This is a genomic window from Mycobacterium sp. ITM-2016-00316, assembly GCF_002968335.2.
Lineage (GTDB): Bacteria > Actinomycetota > Actinomycetes > Mycobacteriales > Mycobacteriaceae > Mycobacterium.
The window spans coordinates 5,615,338-5,631,184 of record NZ_CP134398.1 but is presented as its reverse complement, the minus strand read 5'-3'; the positions used below and the strand labels follow the sequence as shown (position 1 = coordinate 5,631,184).

The following is a 15,847-nucleotide window of genomic DNA, read 5'->3' as shown; positions in this document are numbered from 1 at the left end:
GGATGATTCTGGAGAGCCCCGTAACGGTGGCGGTCCTCGGACCGGTGCGGGCATGGACCGGTGACGAACCGGCGGATCTGGGGGCGCGGCTGCAGCGTGCGCTGCTGGCCAGGTTGGTGGTGGCGCACGGCTTCACCGTCTCCGTCGACCGGCTCATCGACGATCTGTGGGAAAGCGAGCCGCCGCCGAAGGCGTTATCGGCCTTACAGGTGTATGTGTCGCATCTGCGGCGTGCGCTTGAGCCGGGGCGGGCACCGAGGACACCTGCGCGCATCTTGGTCAGCGCCGCGCCGGGCTATGCATTACGGCTGCCCGACGACGCGGTCGACGCCTGGCGGGTCGAGGCGAAAATCGCCGCGGCGTACCAGGAATCGGATTCGCAGCGACGACTGCAACTCTTGGACGAAGCGCTGGCCGACTGGTCGGGGGAACCGTTCGCCGGCGTCGGCGATGCGTTGTGGGTGCTACCGGAGGTGGCCCGCTTGACCGAGATGCGCCTGACGGCGGTCGAAGGCCAGGCCTCGTCGCAGGTGGAACTGGGTAGGCACGGACTGGCCATCGCAACCCTGGAGCAGCACGTGCGCATGCACCCCGGGCGCGAGGGCGCGTCGGCAACGCTCGCGACGGCCCTGTACCGGACGGGGCGGCAGGACGCCGCCCTGCAGGTGTTGCGACGGACCCGCAGGCACCTCGCCGACGAGTTGGGTCTTGAGCCTGGGCGGATGCTCCGCGAGCTGGAGCACGACATCCTGCGGCAGGCCGAGCACCTGGAGGATCCGTCGCGGCCGGCTCCGCCGCCGCTGACGGTGCACGCGCCGCGTCCGGATGATCGTGCGGCCCACGGCCGAACCGAGGAGCTCGCGACGATCGAGAGTGTCGCGCAGGCCGTCACCGCCGGGAGCAGTGCCGTGCTGTGGATCGGCGGCGAAGCGGGTTCGGGCAAAACGACGCTGGCCGATACCGCGGCGAGCAGATTGCGGTCCGCAGGCTGGCGCACCGTGCACGGCCGTAGCCCCGAGGTGAACGGCGCGCCGCCGGGGTGGGCGTGGACCGAGGTGCTGCGCGACCTGATCGACCCTGCGAGCACCGAGTCGCAGCGGGCAGCCCTGGGGCCGTTGTTGCACGACGGCGTGGCGGCAGAGCCAGGCACGTTCTGGCTGGGTCAGGCGGTCGCCGATGTCCTGCGGTCCGCCGCCGATCGCCGGCCGCTCGCGGTCGTGCTCGACGACCTGCACCGCACCGACGGCCTGACCCTGGAGCTGTTACGACTGGTGGCAGATCGGCTGCAGGACCGCCAGGTGATGGTCATCGCGACCTACCGGCCCTCCGAGGATGGCGGTGAGTTGGAAGCGGCCCGGGCGGCGCTGACCGTGCATACCGCCGCACATCTGACGCTGGGCGGTCTGGATGCCGCCGCCACTGCCGCCCTGGCCGCGGACTGCGGCTTGGCTGCCACCAGCGGCGAGGCACTGCGGCTGCTGCGCGAACGTACCGGGCAACCCGCTTTTCGTGCGCGAGCTGGCCCGGCTGATGGCGGCCGAGGGCACGGAGGCCGTGTTCGCGTCGGTGCCGGTCGGGGTGCGCGATGTGCTGCGCCGCCGGTTGGCCCGGTTGCCGGGCCCGACCTTGACCGCGCTGCGGCAGGCCGCTGTGCTCGGCCGGGACATCGACGTCGATCTGCTCGCCGCCCTGGGTCACAACGACCCCGACCACCTGCTGGACGCGCTGGAGCCGGCGGTCCTGCTCGGCCTGCTCGACGAGCCGGAACCCGGCACCCTGCGCTTCGGGCATGCGCTGGTCCGCGACACGCTCTACGAGGACACCTCCAAACTGCGCCGTTCCCGGTTGCACGCGGCGGCGCTGGAGTTGCTCCGGCGTCCCGGGCGATCCGCCGACCCTGCCGAACTGGCCCATCACGCCGTCGCGTCCGCAACCGCCGAGACATCTTTGGTCGCTGCGGGTTTCGCCAAGGCCGCGGCGCGGGAGGCGGAGTCGGTGGGTGCCCACGTGGAAGCGGCCAGACAATGGCGTGCCGCGGTGCAGATGCTCGAACTGGCCGGTCGCAGACTCACCCCGGACCCACTTGCCCTCGAGCACGAGATCGAGGTGCGCTGTGGCTTGATCGGCGCCCTCGCCCGGTCGGGTGACTCCGTTGCCGCGCGCACCGAATTGAAGGAAGCGCTGCAGTTGCTGTCGGGCCGGTCCCGCGACGACCTGACGGTCCGGGTGCTCACCGCATGGGACACCCCGCTGGTGTGGCGGGATCGCGAGTACGACGGATCCGATGCCCAGATGATCGGGCAGCTTCGGCGGGCGCTGGACGGTCCGGTGACCCGGACCGAGCGGATCAAGCTGCTCAAGGCCTTGTATGTCGAGATCGAGGGCGCCGACCCGGACGCCGCATTGGCCGTCAGCACCGAACTTCTTGAGCTGGCGCGAGGGGCCTACGCCGAACAACCGGAATCGGCAGGCCGTCTGCTGTGCACGGCGCTGAATGTGCGCGCGTACTGCTCGCTCGGGCCCGATCTCGACGCCGAGCGCGAATCGATCGCAGCCGAACTGCTGCAGACCGCGGAAGTCACCGAGCAAGCCGACTACCAGGCGGTGGCGCACTGGCTGCTGTCACTGGCCGCCGGGCATCGTAACGATCTGGCGGCCGCGAAACGGCATGTCGACCTGGCGGTGTCTCGGGCAGCCACCGGCCAACTCGTGCATCTGCTCGGGGTGCTGGGGCTGTTCGAAGCCAGGATGCACCTGCTGACCGGGAACCTGGACGAGGCCGTGAGTGCCTACACCGATCTGGCGGTGCGCATGGTCGAAAACGGCGCGGCCAACGGGGCGAAGCTGGCCATGGTGGGCCGGGTGACAGGCGAGTTCTGCCTGGGAGATCTGGGCACGCTGGCCGATGAGCTGATGTTCTTCTACCAGGAGGTGTCGGTTGCCGCGTTGGACGCCACGGTGCTGGCCCTCATGGCGCGCGGCCGCGAGGCCGAAGCCCGAGAGCTGTGGCAGAACCGCGCGCCCATCGAGCGGGCGTACTTCTGGCTGCCGTTCACGGTGCTCCGCGTCCATGCCGCTGCGGCGCTCGGTGACCTCGAGGAGGCCAGTGCCAGGGCGACGGATCTTGCTCCGTATTCGGGGCGGATCGCCGGGCTGGGAGTGGACGGCTTGATGGTCGGCCCGGTCGATGAGGCGCTCGCGGTCGCGGCCGAGGCGCTCGGCCGGCCCGATGAGGCCCGCCACCGCCGCGCGGTGGCTGCGGCCCTGCAGGTACGGCTCGCCGGCGAAGCTCGTCGCTTCATCGACTGAGGAGGGTGCCACCGAAGGCCGCCCGTTCCAGCCTGCGATGCCATAGCCGGAGTGCCAGCAGGTGTACGCGCCGGCCGATCCCGCTGCCGCGGGCACGGGCGGCGCGCTCGTCCGGGTTGAGCACCGCATGTTCGCGCGGGTCGTCGAACGACATCCGGCGCCCGGCCCGGGCCGCTGTCTGCATGGTGGCCCAGTCGGTTGCCGAGACGTGTTCGGTGATCGCCGGTAAGACCAAGGACTCCTCATCTCGGATGTGCTCGCCGAGCAGCGCGGTGAGTTCGGTGAGTGCGACGGCCACCAGTCCGGCGATTTGCGGGCTGCCCCGCCACAGCCGGAAGGCGGCGGCCCGGGCCTGCAATTGATCCAGCCGGAGATCGAGTTCCCGGTGATCGTCGGTGAGCTCACTGAGGTCGAGGTGGTCACCGACGCTCGCGCGGATCAACGGCCACAGCATGACGTCCTCGGCGGCGTGGTGGTGACGGATCGAATCGCACAGCAACTCCACGTACCGTGCGATGGCCCGGCTCCGGCCTGGGGTGCATGTCAGGTCGCGGTCGCGCACGGCGCCGGCCAGTTCGGCCAGGCGGCGCAGGTCGGTCGACATCGCACGGTGTGCCAGCGTCATGTCCAGCACGTCCGGGATCGGATCACCCGGATTGCGGGGTACGACGGGGGTGGTGGCGGGCATGGCGATCCTCCTCGGCGGGCAGCTGCGGCGTTCTCGGACCGGAACTGGTCGGACACAGCCTGACGCGGTCGACTTAAGGACGAGTTGTCACCGGCTTGAGGTGCCCGCAGTAGGGTGGCAGCCATGATCGAGATCGACTCCGCGGAACTGCGCACATGGTTCGGCTTCGGAGTGGCCGGCAACTTCGCCGGTCACCTCGAACAGGCCGGGGAGGCAGACGATTTCGTCAACGTCGTCTCCGAGGGAACGGCGCCCAAGGGTATCTTCCCGTGGTACGCCCCGGGTAATGACACCTTCCTCGGTGAATTCCCGCTGTCGCACGATGCCATCACCCTGCCGGCCAGTGACGAGCCGCTGAACCTGCAGATCGAACCCGAGGTCGGTCTGGCCTGCCGGGTGGTGTGGCGCGGGGACACGGTGGCATCGCTGGAGCCGTTCGCCCTCGGCGCATTCAACGACTGCTCGATCCGTCGGCCGGGAGCGCCCAAGATCAGCTACAAGAAGAACTGGGGGCCGGCCTCCAAAGGTGTTGCGCGCCAGCTCTTCGATATCAGTGATCTGACGCCGGACGGCCCGACCGCCACCCTGCGGCTGGTCTGCTACCTCAACAGTGCCGACGGGCAGCAGCACGAGTACGGGGTGGACAGCCCGTTGCTGGGCTACTCCTACTACGGCGAGGTACTGCTGGACTGGATCACCGAGCGGTTGGCCAACCAGAAGGGATCGCCGGAGACGCCACTGGAGGACGTCGGCGCGCTGATGGTGGCCTCCGGTCATCCCGAGCATGTGCTCATCGGTATCGGTGCGACGCGCTACACCGAACTGGGCGAGTCGACCTACCTATCGCCCGGCGACGAGGCTGTCGTGCGGGTCTATGACACCGCATCCGACGCGGCTTCGGAACTGCGGCAGACGGTTTCGGGTAAGTAGGTCCGATGACAGGCACGGTGCGCGAGCTCTGGCGTTTCCCGGTCAAGTCGATGGGCGGCAGCCGAGTCGATCGGGTGCGCATCGATCGCCGCGGCGTACACGCCGACCGGCTGTGGGCGGTCCGCGATGTCCAGAAGGGGGTTACGGCCTCGGCTCGGCGCCTGCCGGTGCTGCTCGGCTGCACCGCGCGCTATCTGGACGAACCCGGTGTGGACGCCGGGCCGGGCAATGTCCCGGCGGTCGTGGTGACCTTCCCCGACGGCAGCGAACTGACCTCCGACGATCGGTCGATCGACGACGCGCTGTCGCGACTGGCCGGCCGGGAGATGAGGCTGGTGGCACTGCCTCCGGTCGAGGACACCAGCCAGCACCGGATGTCGGTGTCGGACTCGCTGGCCAACTTCCGGGCCGCGCAGGTGCGCAAGGACTTCGGGCTCGGCGAGGACGAGGCATTGCCGGACACGTCGGTCTTCTCGACCAAGGACATCATCACGCTGGCCCGGTTTTCCACACCGCCGGGCAGCTTCGCCGACCTGAGCCCGGTGCACCTGATGAGCACTGCGAGCCTGCGCCAGCTGGCGCCCGGTCCCGAACCCTACGATGTGCGCCGGTTTCGCCCCAACGTACTCGTCGACACCGGCGAGGGCGGTCCGGATTTCCCCGAAACGGTATGGGTGGGCGGCGAGTTGAGCATCGGGACGGCTCGGCTTGAGGTCACCATCCCGACCATCCGGTGTGTGGTGCCGACCCGTCCGCAGCCCGGCGTCGAACTGGACAAGGCCATCACCCGGCAGCTGGCCGAACGCACCAACCGCTTCCTGGGCGTCTACGCCGATGTGTCGGCCTCCGGTCTGGTCAGCGTCGGTGACGAGGTTCGGGTTCATGTCGCCAAGCCGCCCAACGCATTCCAGCGGGCCGTCACGACCATGAACAAATCGGCGACCAAGGGCGTGCAGCGGTTGCTGGAGGCGACCGTGCTGCGGGAACGTTAGTCCGCCAGCAGTTCCTCGAGTACCGACAGGAACTCCTTGACGCGTAGCGGGGTGAACGCCGGGCTGGGCCGGGTGCCGGGAACGTCGAGCACCACCAGGGTCGATTTGATGGGACGCCACACGTCCAGCGGCAACCAGCGACGCGGATCGTCCGAGGGCCCCCAGATTCGGAACCGGTCGAACACCAAGCCCATCGACTCGGCTCGGTAGCCGCGGATCGCTTGCAGGGGAATGATTTTCGAGGTGCCCGACGGAAAATGGTAGCGCCGCAGCGTCAGGGCCTGGCGATCGAGCTGGATCAGGCCGTCATCGTAGGACACCGTCGTGGTCATAACGTTCTCGAGCTCCTGAGCTGGTGGCCCTTCGCCGTCAGGCAACGCCCGGTCTCCAGGTTCCACTGCCAGCCGTGCAGGTTGCACGTGAGCGTGGATCCTTCGACCACACCGAATGTGGACAGATCGGCCTTCAGATGCGGGCAGCGGCGCTGAATGTCCCAACCGTCCAGGACGGTCGAGGCGCTGTCATCGTGTGCCTCGGCGAACCATCCGTCGGCATAGGCGATCCGTTCATCGGTGAGACATTTGAAGAAGGTGTAGAGGTACTCGTTGTATCCGCCGACCCGCCACGCCTTGAACCGGGTGGACAGGAAGATGGTGTTCACCCAGTCGGGCTCGCTGTCGCGGACCACCGTGCGCACCAGCTGCGCCGGGATCTCGAACCCGTAGCGGAACTTCTCGTCGGGAACAGGTTCACGCACAGCCCGTTTCGGAAAGTCGATGACCACGGTCTCGATGCTCTTGTCGCCCGGTAGTCGTAGCTCGACGGGATAGCCGATGCCGTCGCAGATCTGATCGGATTGCAGCATGATCGGCTCGAACAGCGCGCGCAGCGGCTCCAGCAGCGGATCGCCGTCGGCCGGGGCCCACGCCGCCTTCTCGGCGGCCAGCACCGGTGCCTGGCGCTGCGCGTACTCCTCGATGTAGGTGGCCTTGCCGGTGGTGAAGATGGACTCCGGGTCCTCGACCGGGTGGGTGAGCGAATTGAGCTGCGAGCCGGTGAAATCCGCGGTCGATCCGGGGATCATCAGCAGGCCACCGTCGTGCCCGTGGCGGCGCATCTGGTCCAGGAACACGATTTGATCCGGGAAGATGTTGGCCGGATCGCCCTGATCGTCGTTGAGATCGCGCAGGGCGGGGTCCAGAAAGCAGGGCGGACCGGCCGAGGGCACCACCCAGGTGGCGCCCACCTGGGCGATGTACTGGCGGCAGCGATCCATCTGGCGCTGTCGCTTCTGGGTGCCGAACGCCGCCTTGGCCCGGGCCGGCATGTCGTAGACCATCGGGTACCAGATGGCCCCGGAGTACTGCAGCATGTGCACGTCGATATGGCCGAACTCGGCGGCCAGCATGTCGAGGTCGATCGGGCGGGCGTCGTTCATGTTGAAAGCGGTTGTGGCGCCGTCGGACACCACCAGACCGGAGTCTCCGATCGGCCCGTCGGCCGGTGCCCGCAGCGCGACGATCATCACGTCGAGGTCGCCCTTGGGCCCGCTGACCCGGTGCTTCACCGAATCGGTGGTCTCGACGAACGTGTGGAAACCCAGCGACTCCAGCGCGCGGCGCAGATCCGGCACCGGGTAATCGGGCAGCAGCACGACGGCATCCTTGTTGACGTGCGCGCGCAGCAGTGCCGGGTCGAAATGATCCTTGTGCAGGTGACTGACGTAGAGGTAGTCGCAGTCCCCCAGCGCGTCCCAGTCCAGTCCGCTGTTGTCCGGGAACGGGAACCAGGACGTGAAGTAGGCCGGATTGACCCAGGGGTCGCACAGAATGCTGCCGGCTTCCGTGTCAATCCGAAAACCGGCGTGTCCGACGCTTGTGACCTGCACGAATGCCCTTCCTGATGGTTGACGCTCGGTCACGAGTTTAGCGCCAGAGCGGGCGCTCTTCCGCTTCGGCGGGCGGGTGGAACTAGGCTGGGTCGTGTGGAACCGGTATACGGGACAGTCATCCAAGCCGCCCGGCTGGTCTGGCGGCTGCAGGGGCTGAAGTTCACCGTGACCGGTGTGGAGAACCTGCCGGTGACCGGCGGTGCCGTCATCGCCGTGAACCACACCAGCTACTTCGACTTCACCTTCGCCGGGCTGCCCGCCTACCGGCAGGGCCGCGGCCGCAAGGTCCGCTTCATGGCGAAGAAGGAAGTCTTCGACCACAAGATCGGCGGGCCGCTGATGCGCAGCCTGCGCCATATCGAGGTGGACCGGGCCAGTGGCGCCGACTCCTTCGCCGCGGCCTGCGCAGCACTGAAGGCGGGCGAGTTGGTCGGCGTCTACCCCGAGGCGACCATCAGCCGCAGCTTCGAGATCAAGGGATTCAAGTCCGGGGCCGCGCGGATGGCGATCGCCGCCGATGTGCCGATCATCCCGCACATCATCTGGGGCGCCCAGCGGGTCTGGACCAAGGGGCACCCGCGCAATATGCGCAGGCCCAAGGTGCCGATCTCGATCGCCGTCGGCGAACCGATCTATCCGACGCTGCCGCCGGCCGAGCTGACCGAACTGCTGCACCACCGGATGCAGCATCTGCTGGAGAAGGTGCAGGAGTCCTACGGGTCGCATCCCAGGGGCGAGTTCTGGGTGCCGCACCGGCTGGGTGGCGGTGCGCCGACATTGGCCGAGGCGAACCGGATGGACATGGAGGAGGCCGCCGAGAAGGCGGCCAAGCGTGCGGCCAAGCCCCCCGGTGAGGCGCCGGAGTAGCCCTTCGGGGAACCGGTCTCCAGCGCATGGAGACCGCGGAGTGGGTGTGGACCACAAGAGGAGCGATTTGAGGACGGCAATGCAAGCACCACCACGCGGGGAACGCCGCTGATGCTGCCCGCAATGATCGCCACCGACGTCGACGGCACGCTGCTCGATGAGCACGAACGGGTGACACCGCGCACCGCCGCGGCCGTGCGTGCCGCCGTTGCCGCAGGCACCCGTTTCGTCCTGGCGACCGGAAGGCCGCCGCGCTGGGTGCCCCCGGTCGTCGAGCAACTCGGTTTCGCACCGATATCGGTCTGCGCCAACGGTGCGGTGGTCTATGACCCGGAGACCGACCGCATCATCTCGGCCCGCACCCTGTCGGTGCAGCAGTTGATCACACTGGCCGAGATCGCGGCCCGGGTGATCCCCGGTGCCGGCCTGGCGGTGGAGCGGGTCGGCCGCAGCGCCCACGATGCGGCGACCCCGCAGTTCGTCAGCTCACCCGGTTACGAACATGCCTGGCTCAACCCGGACAACACCGAGGTGTCGCTGGAGGATCTGTTGAGCGCACCCGCGGTCAAGCTGTTGATCCGCAAGGCCGGCGCGCGCAGCGGAGACATGGCCGCCGCACTCGCCCCGCACGTCGGTATCGAGGGGGACCTGACCTACTCGACCAACAACGGGCTCATCGAGGTGTTGCCGCGCGGACTGAGCAAGGCGACCGGGATCGCCGAGATCGCCGGCCCGCTGGGTATCGAGGCCGCCGATATCGTGGCCTTCGGCGATATGCCCAATGACATTCCCATGCTGCGTTGGGCCGGGCTGGGCGTCGCCATGGGCAACGCCCATCCGGATGCGATGGCGGCCGCCGATGAGGTCACTGCGCCGAACACCGATGACGGTCTGGCCCGCGTGCTCGAACGTTGGTGGCTCTAGCCGGGCGACCGATCAAGCGGCGAGGTACGAGCCGCGTTGAGGAGCCCGGGAATTGGGCCTAGCCGGTTCAGGCCCGATTGTTGATCGGGGTGAACCGCTCCAGCTGCACGGGGGAATGGTCGGGGCGCGGAAGCTGCACGGGCACACCGTCGATGACGCGGGTGACCAGACCGGTCTCGCGGTCGAAGTTGAGCGTGCCGTGCTGGAAGTTCTGCTTGATCCACAGTGGTTCGGGAATCTCGGCGCTCGTCGGCAATCCCAGTGCGCCCCGCTCGAATCCCAGTGTGCCCCAAGCCTCGTAGATGGCCCCGGTGACGGGTTGGGCGCCGGTCTCCGGTGTCCAGTACATGGCGCCGCGGTCGAAGGTGACATACCGGGTGGCCCCGAAACCGTAAGCCTCCGGTGAGGTCGGCATGCCCAGCGGTCCGGCGTCGCTGCGCAGCGCCTGCCACTTGGTGAAGATGGCGCCACCGCGCAGCGTGTCGACCAGATCCTGCGGCCCCGGTGGCTGATTGAACCGGGCGGCGATATCGCGCAACAGACCCATCTGCGCGTAGGCGGCGTCGCCCGGGCAGTCGGTGTTGCCGACATCGCGGTGGGTGAAGATATTGGGCAGGGTGGGCGTCGCGCCGCGCGGGAACAGGGTGAAGCTGCCGCCCGCCGAGGTCAGTGCCACGCTGCCGTGCGGGTCGACGCGGTCCAGACCGAGTCGCCAGCCGAGCAGCCTTCCGGTGGTGCGTAATTGGATCGGCGTCGGCGGCTCGGTGTTGAAATCGCCGAGCATCGCCACACCCCAGGTGTCGGAGTTGAAACCGCCGGTGTGCGCGCCCTGCACGGCCCTGCTCATACCGCCGGCACGGCCCTCGAAGACCTGTCCGTACTTGTCGACCATGGCGTTGTAGGCGATATCGCACCAGCCAAGGGTGCGGGCGTGGTACTCGTAGATGGACCGGACGATGCCCGCCGAGTCCTGCGGCGTGTAGTCGTTGCTGCCCGCGGTGTGATGCAGGACGGCCGCCCGGATCCCCCGGTCGTAGATGGGGGCGCCGCACTTCATCGATTCGTTGGCGCCCCACTGGGCGCGGGTGATGACCTGTGGTGCCTGGCCGGGGACGGTCGCCGCGGTGGGGGGTGGGAATTGCACGTCCACCGGTGCCTCGGGTGGGCTGATGAGGACCGCATTGACGTTCTGCGGCAACGGATGTTCGACGTTGGCGGGGATATAGCCCAGCCCGGGGCCTGCCGCGGGGGCTGCTGCGGCCGGTGGTTGTGCAGTGTGGGTCACCGAGATCTGCACGGTGTTGGTGCGCCCGACGAAGACCGGTTCGGTGCCGTGGGTGTCGGGCCGGTCCGGTCCCACACCCTCCAGGGATTCGGCGTCGTACCAGGGACCCCAGCTGCCATCGGCGCGCTGGGCGCGGATCCGGGCTGTCGTCCCGTCGAGGCTGTCGGCGGTCAGCGCCACCATCGAGAACGGGGTGTCCTGATGTATCTCCCGGATCGTCTCGCCGCCACCGAGTTCGGCGAGCGGCTGCTGGGTGATCGCGGTCGCTGAGTTCTCGGCGGGCGCGCTGTCACCGGGGAGACCGCTGATCGCCCACGGCAGGATCGCGACCGTGCCCAGCACTGCAGAGAGCAGCAAGGAGGGCGCAGGGCGACGACGTGGCACGAGCTGATGTTACGTATGTGCTCAGTGTTACCAGTGTTGCGACACGGGCGTGTGGTGCCAAAGTTTTACCCGGTGCGTCGGGTGGCACACCTGTAACGGCACCGCAGAGCCGACGCTGGCTTCTGCGGTGCCGTTCGGTGACAGGACTGGATGGGTCAGGCACCGGCTCCCGAGGCTGCCGCGGTGACGGCCCCGGCTGCGGCCCCGGTCGCGGCCTCGGCCGCACCGAGGCCGGCCTGAGCGGCGCCGGCAGCGGCCGGAGCGGCTGCGGCGGCGGGCGCCGCGGCAGGTGCCGCACTCTTGACCGCCGACATGATGGCGGGCATCACCATGCCCTTGAGCAGATCGATCGCCTGGCCGGCACCGAGTTGCTCGGCGGCACTGTTGATGGTGCCCAGCAGGCCGCCACCGCCGGTGGAGGCCGGCATGGCCAGCGACGGGTCCGCGCCCAGGATCGGGTAGGTGCCCGCCATCGGATCCAGGCCGATGGGTGCGGCGATGGGAATCTCACCGGGGAAGCCGGTGCCCAGCCCCGGATCCGTCAGGCCCGGGGTCAGGCCGGCCAGTCCGGGATCGGTCAGGGAACCGGGCGACAGTGACGCCGGCGACAACGACGGACCCGCCGCGCCCACCGGCGGGATGCTCAGGCCGGGGGTGGTCAGTTCAGGGGTGCTCAGGCCGGGGGTGGTGAGCCCGGGGGTGGTGAGCTCCGGCGTCGTCAGGCCCGGGGTGGTCAGCCCGGGTGCGGTCAAGCCGGGCGTGGTGAGTTCGGGGCTCGTCAGGCCCGGCGTGGTCAGCCCCGGCGCGGTCAATCCGGGCGAGGTGAGACCTGGCGAGGTCAGGCCGGGCGAGGTCAGGCCGGTTGCGCCCAGTCCGGGAGAGACGAGCGTCGGGCTGGCGGCCGGCGATCCGGTCAGCAGACCGGTCGGCATCGGCGGCATGTTGACGCCGAACTGTGACAGGCCCTGGGACAGCGCGTTGATCAATTCGCCGGGCAGATCGGTGATCATGGCGGCGTGGACGAATTCGCGATGCTGAGGCTCGGTGGCCTCGGACATCTCGGAAACGGCGGCAATGGCGACTGGACTTGCGACGGCCAGGGCGGCGACTGCGCTCATGGCTGTCGAGAGCTTGCGTCGACGTCGGTTCGGCACGGAAGTCTCCTCAATACATGGACTACGTGTTTTCGGGTGTGCTGCGGATATTTCGCATCGGTGACTGCGGTTCTCGTGCCCGGGTTCCCGCCTTCCACCAACGTGATTGATGGTACTGCTGTGACTCCTGTGTCTAGAGTGACGATGCGGAATCGTGAGCTAATTGCGACCTGCCGCAAATCGTGCCGACAGGCCACACGAGGCCGGGCGCATCACACGTTTCGAGACGGCAGGCCCCGGTCGGATACCCTTGCTGCCGATGTCCGCTGAATCTCATCGCGCAGATCTGCTTGTCGTCGGCTCCGGATTCTTCGGCCTGACGATCGCCGAGCGCGTGGCCAACGAACTGGGCAAGCGAGTGCTCGTCGTCGAACGGCGCTCCCATATAGGAGGTAACGCCTACTCCGAGCCCGACCCGGAGACCGGTATCGAGGTGCACCGGTACGGCGCGCACCTGTTCCACACCTCCAACCAGCGGGTCTGGGACTACGTCCGGCGGTTCACCGACTTCACCGGCTACCAGCACCGGGTCTTCGCCCTGCACAAGGGGCAGGCGTATCAGTTCCCGATGGGCCTGGGTCTGGTGTCGCAGTTCTTCGGGCGGTACTTCAGCCCGGACGAGGCCAGGGCGCTGATCGCCGAGCAGGCCAGCGAGATCGACACCGCCGAGGCGCGCAACCTCGAAGAGAAGGCCATCTCGTTGATCGGGCGCCCGCTGTATGAGGCCTTCGTCAAGCACTACACCGCCAAGCAGTGGCAGACCGACCCGACGGACCTGCCCGCGGCCGTCATCAGTCGGCTGCCCGTCCGGTACACGTTCGACAACCGGTACTTCAACGACACCTATGAGGGTCTGCCGGTCGACGGGTACACCCGGTGGCTGCAGAACATGGCCGATCACGAGAACATCGAGGTCCGCCTCGACACCGACTGGTTCGCGGTGCGCGACGAACTCCGCGCGGCCAACCCGGATGCGCCGGTGATCTACACCGGACCGCTGGACCGCTACTTCGACTATGTCGACGGTCGGCTCGGCTGGCGGACGCTGGACTTCGAGACCGAGGTGATCGGAGATTGCGGCGACTTTCAAGGCACGCCCGTCATGAACTACAACGACCCGGACGTGCCGTTCACCCGCATCCACGAGTTCCGGCACTTCCACCCGGAGCGCGACTACCCGACCGACAAGACGGTCATCATGCGCGAGTACTCCCGCTTCGCCGAGGCCGACGACGAGCCCTACTACCCGATCAACACCGACGCCGACCGGGCGCTGCTGGCCGGGTACCGGAACCGGGCCAAGGCCGAGACCGCGGCCGCCGGCGTGCTCTTCGGCGGCCGGCTGGGCACCTACCAGTACCTCGACATGCACATGGCCATCGCCAGTGCGCTCAACATGTACGACAACATCCTGGCGCCTCACCTACGCGACGGTGCGGCGCTGACTGTCCAAGACGAAGGCAACTCATGAGCGACATCCCGTCCGGAGCACTCGACTCGACGGAGTCCAAAGCGGTGAGCCTGCTGTCGCGGGTGATTCTGCCGCGGCCCGGCGAGCCACTCGATGTGCGCAAGCTCTACATCGAGGAATCCGACACCAACGCGCGACGGGCGCACGCCCCGACCCGCACGACGCTGGAGATCGGCGCCGAGTCCGAGGTGTCCTTTGCCACCTACTTCAACGCCTTCCCTGCCAGCTACTGGCGGCGCTGGTCGATCCTGGAGTCGGTGGTGCTGCGGGTCGAGCTCACCGGCACCGCGCGGGTGGACCTGTACCGGTCCAAGGCGACCGGTGCGCGGATCACCGTCGGCGGCACCGAGGCGGCGGGCACCGAGGGCGATGCCCCCGGCGTGGTGGAGTTCGAGGTCGACCTCGCCCCGTTCGAGGATGGCGGCTGGATCTGGTTCGACATCACCACCGACACGAAGGTGACGGTGCACAGCGCCGGCTGGTACGCGCCGCAGACGGCCCCGGGCCGGGCCGATGTCGCCGTCGGGATCCCGACCTTCAACCGGCCCGCGGATGCCGTCAACGCCCTCGCCGCGCTGACGTCGGACCCGTTGGTGGACGCGGTGGTCACCAAGGTGATCGTCTCCGATCAGGGCACCAGCAAGGCCAAGGACCATCCGGGCTTCGACGATGCCGCCGCCGCGCTCGGTGACCGACTGACCATCCACAACCAGCCCAACCTGGGCGGCTCCGGTGGTTACAGCCGGGTGATGTACGAGGCGCTCAAACACACTGACTGCGAACAGATCCTGTTCATGGACGACGACATCCGGGTCGAGCCGGATTCGATCCTGCGGGCGCTGGCATTCAGCCGGTTCGCCAAGAAGCCGACCCTCGTCGGCGGCCAGATGCTCAACCTGCAGGAGCCCTCGCACCTCCATGTGATGGGCGAGATGGTCGACGCCGAGAACTTCATGTGGACCGGGGCGGTGAACACCGAGTACGACCACAACTTCGCCAAGTATCCGCTGAACGACGAGGAGCACGAGCGCAGCCGGCTGCTGCACCGCCGCATCGACGTCGACTACAACGGCTGGTGGATGTGCATGATCCCGCGCCGGGTCGCCGAGGAACTGGGCCAGCCGCTGCCGCTGTTCATCAAGTGGGACGACTCGGAGTACGGGCTGCGCGCCGGTGAGCACGGCTATCCGACCGTGACGCTGCCCGGAGCGGCGATCTGGCACATGGCCTGGAGCGACAAGGACGACGCGATCGACTGGCAGGCCTACTTCCACCTGCGCAACCGGCTGGTCGTCGCCGCGCTGCACTGGGACGGCAAGATCAGCGGCCTGATCGCCAGCCATCTCAAGGCAACGCTCAAACACCTTCTCTGCCTCGAATATTCGACCGTCGCCATCCAGAACAAGGCGATGGACGACTTCCTGGCCGGACCGGACCACATTTTCTCCATCCTGGAATCCGCGCTGCCCGAGGTGCGCAAGATGCGCGCCCAGTTCCCGGACGCGGTGGTGCTGGAGAGCGCCGCCGCGCTGCCCGCCCCGTCGGACAAGCGCTGGCGCAAGAAGGTCAACATCCCGACCAACCCGCTGTCGATCTCCGTGCGGCTGACTCGTGGTGTGCTGCATCAGCTTTCGGCGCACAACCCGGAGCATCATGTGCGCCCGCAGATCAACGTCGCCACCCAGGATGCTCGCTGGTTCTCGCTGTGCAAGGTCGACGGCGTCACCGTCACCACGGCCGACGGCCGCGGTGTCGTCTACCGGCAGCGCGACCGCGCCAAGATGTTCGAGCTGCTTCGTGAGTCGCTGACCCGCCAGATCCAGCTGGGTCGTAAGTTCAACAAGATGCGCAAGGTCTACCGCAAGGCGCTGCCGCAACTGACCAGCACCGAGAGCTGGGAAGCCGTGCTGGAACCGGCGGGCGTGGTGCCGCCGGCGCTGGAAAAGGCCTGA

The 15,847-nt window shown here is 68.2% G+C and carries 13 protein-coding genes and 1 pseudogene; 8 read left to right on the top strand and 6 right to left on the bottom strand.

The features are described 5' to 3' along the window. Positions 1–2: 2 nt before the first annotated feature. Positions 3–1,250 (top strand): annotated as a pseudogene (locus tag C6A86_RS27270) (BTAD domain-containing putative transcriptional regulator); the annotation flags it as partial. 12 nt (positions 1,251–1,262) lie between these two features. Here C6A86_RS27270 and C6A86_RS27265 read toward each other — a convergent pair. Further along, on the bottom strand, positions 1,263–1,499 hold the full coding sequence (locus C6A86_RS27265; protein ID WP_311101261.1) for a hypothetical protein: 237 nt from the start codon (positions 1,497–1,499) through the stop codon (positions 1,263–1,265). A 10-nt stretch (positions 1,500–1,509) separates the two neighbouring features. Here C6A86_RS27265 and C6A86_RS27260 point away from each other — a divergent pair, with 10 nt between their 5' ends. Further along, positions 1,510–3,309 (top strand): hypothetical protein, encoded by a 1,800-nt coding sequence (locus tag C6A86_RS27260; RefSeq protein WP_311101260.1) that lies wholly within the window; start codon positions 1,510–1,512, stop codon positions 3,307–3,309. On the opposite strand, the gene C6A86_RS27255 is transcribed toward C6A86_RS27260, so the two are convergent. Beyond that, entirely contained in the window at positions 3,299–3,997 is a 699-nt protein-coding gene (locus C6A86_RS27255; RefSeq protein ID WP_105361996.1) for a hemerythrin domain-containing protein, read from the bottom strand. The two genes, C6A86_RS27260 and C6A86_RS27255, sit on opposite strands and share 11 nt — an antisense overlap. Before the next feature lie 123 nt (positions 3,998–4,120). Between C6A86_RS27255 and C6A86_RS27250 the strand changes: the two genes are divergently transcribed. Together C6A86_RS27250 and C6A86_RS27245 are read left to right on the top strand one after the other, a co-directional pair. Further along, positions 4,121–4,927, top strand: a complete 807-nt coding sequence (locus C6A86_RS27250) for a DUF5718 family protein (RefSeq protein ID WP_105361997.1) — start codon at positions 4,121–4,123, stop codon at positions 4,925–4,927. Positions 4,928–4,932: 5 nt separating this feature from the next. Then, positions 4,933–5,919 (top strand): MOSC domain-containing protein, encoded by a 987-nt coding sequence (locus C6A86_RS27245; protein ID WP_105361998.1) that lies wholly within the window; start codon positions 4,933–4,935, stop codon positions 5,917–5,919. Here the strand turns inward: C6A86_RS27245 and C6A86_RS27240 are convergent. Continuing rightward, positions 5,916–6,251, bottom strand: coding sequence for a hypothetical protein (locus C6A86_RS27240; RefSeq protein WP_105361999.1), 336 nt, complete (start codon positions 6,249–6,251; stop codon positions 5,916–5,918). The genes C6A86_RS27245 and C6A86_RS27240 overlap by 4 nt on opposite strands. Beyond that, positions 6,248–7,807: a Rieske 2Fe-2S domain-containing protein gene (locus tag C6A86_RS27235; protein WP_105362000.1), complete on the bottom strand. Its 1,560-nt coding sequence runs from the start codon at positions 7,805–7,807 to the stop codon at positions 6,248–6,250. Before C6A86_RS27235 ends, C6A86_RS27240 begins: the two co-directional genes overlap by 4 nt. A 96-nt stretch (positions 7,808–7,903) precedes the next feature. Here C6A86_RS27235 and C6A86_RS27230 point away from each other — a divergent pair, with 96 nt between their 5' ends. Continuing rightward, positions 7,904–8,677, top strand: a complete 774-nt coding sequence (locus C6A86_RS27230; protein ID WP_105361390.1) for a 1-acyl-sn-glycerol-3-phosphate acyltransferase — start codon at positions 7,904–7,906, stop codon at positions 8,675–8,677. A 111-nt stretch (positions 8,678–8,788) separates the two neighbouring features. After that, a complete protein-coding gene (locus C6A86_RS27225; RefSeq protein WP_311100943.1) occupies positions 8,789–9,601 on the top strand; it encodes an HAD family hydrolase in 813 nt (270 codons plus the stop codon). A gap of 67 nt (positions 9,602–9,668) precedes the next feature. On the opposite strand, the gene C6A86_RS27220 is transcribed toward C6A86_RS27225, so the two are convergent. Together C6A86_RS27220 and C6A86_RS27215 are read right to left on the bottom strand one after the other, a co-directional pair. After that, positions 9,669–11,270, bottom strand: a complete 1,602-nt coding sequence (locus tag C6A86_RS27220) for an N-acetylmuramoyl-L-alanine amidase (protein WP_105361454.1) — start codon at positions 11,268–11,270, stop codon at positions 9,669–9,671. A 155-nt stretch (positions 11,271–11,425) separates the two neighbouring features. Continuing rightward, on the bottom strand, positions 11,426–12,424 hold the full coding sequence (locus C6A86_RS27215) for a hypothetical protein (protein WP_311100942.1): 999 nt from the start codon (positions 12,422–12,424) through the stop codon (positions 11,426–11,428). 259 nt (positions 12,425–12,683) lie between these two features. Here C6A86_RS27215 and glf point away from each other — a divergent pair, with 259 nt between their 5' ends. Together glf and C6A86_RS27205 are read left to right on the top strand one after the other, a co-directional pair. Further along, entirely contained in the window at positions 12,684–13,895 is a 1,212-nt protein-coding gene (gene glf / locus C6A86_RS27210; protein ID WP_105365846.1) for a UDP-galactopyranose mutase, read from the top strand. Beyond that, entirely contained in the window at positions 13,892–15,847 is a 1,956-nt protein-coding gene (locus tag C6A86_RS27205; protein ID WP_105365845.1) for a glycosyltransferase, read from the top strand. Before glf ends, C6A86_RS27205 begins: the two co-directional genes overlap by 4 nt.

Coding starts and splice junctions, on each gene's coding strand:
- C6A86_RS27255 (WP_105361996.1), bottom strand. CDS start 3,997: ATGCCCGCCACCACCCCCGTCGTACCCCGCAATCCGGGTGATCCGATC.
- C6A86_RS27250 (WP_105361997.1), top strand. CDS start 4,121: ATGATCGAGATCGACTCCGCGGAACTGCGCACATGGTTCGGCTTCGGA.
- C6A86_RS27245 (WP_105361998.1), top strand. CDS start 4,933: ATGACAGGCACGGTGCGCGAGCTCTGGCGTTTCCCGGTCAAGTCGATG.
- C6A86_RS27240 (WP_105361999.1), bottom strand. CDS start 6,251: ATGACCACGACGGTGTCCTACGATGACGGCCTGATCCAGCTCGATCGC.
- C6A86_RS27225 (WP_311100943.1), top strand. CDS start 8,789: ATGCTGCCCGCAATGATCGCCACCGACGTCGACGGCACGCTGCTCGAT.
- glf (WP_105365846.1), top strand. CDS start 12,684: ATGTCCGCTGAATCTCATCGCGCAGATCTGCTTGTCGTCGGCTCCGGA.
- C6A86_RS27205 (WP_105365845.1), top strand. CDS start 13,892: ATGAGCGACATCCCGTCCGGAGCACTCGACTCGACGGAGTCCAAAGCG.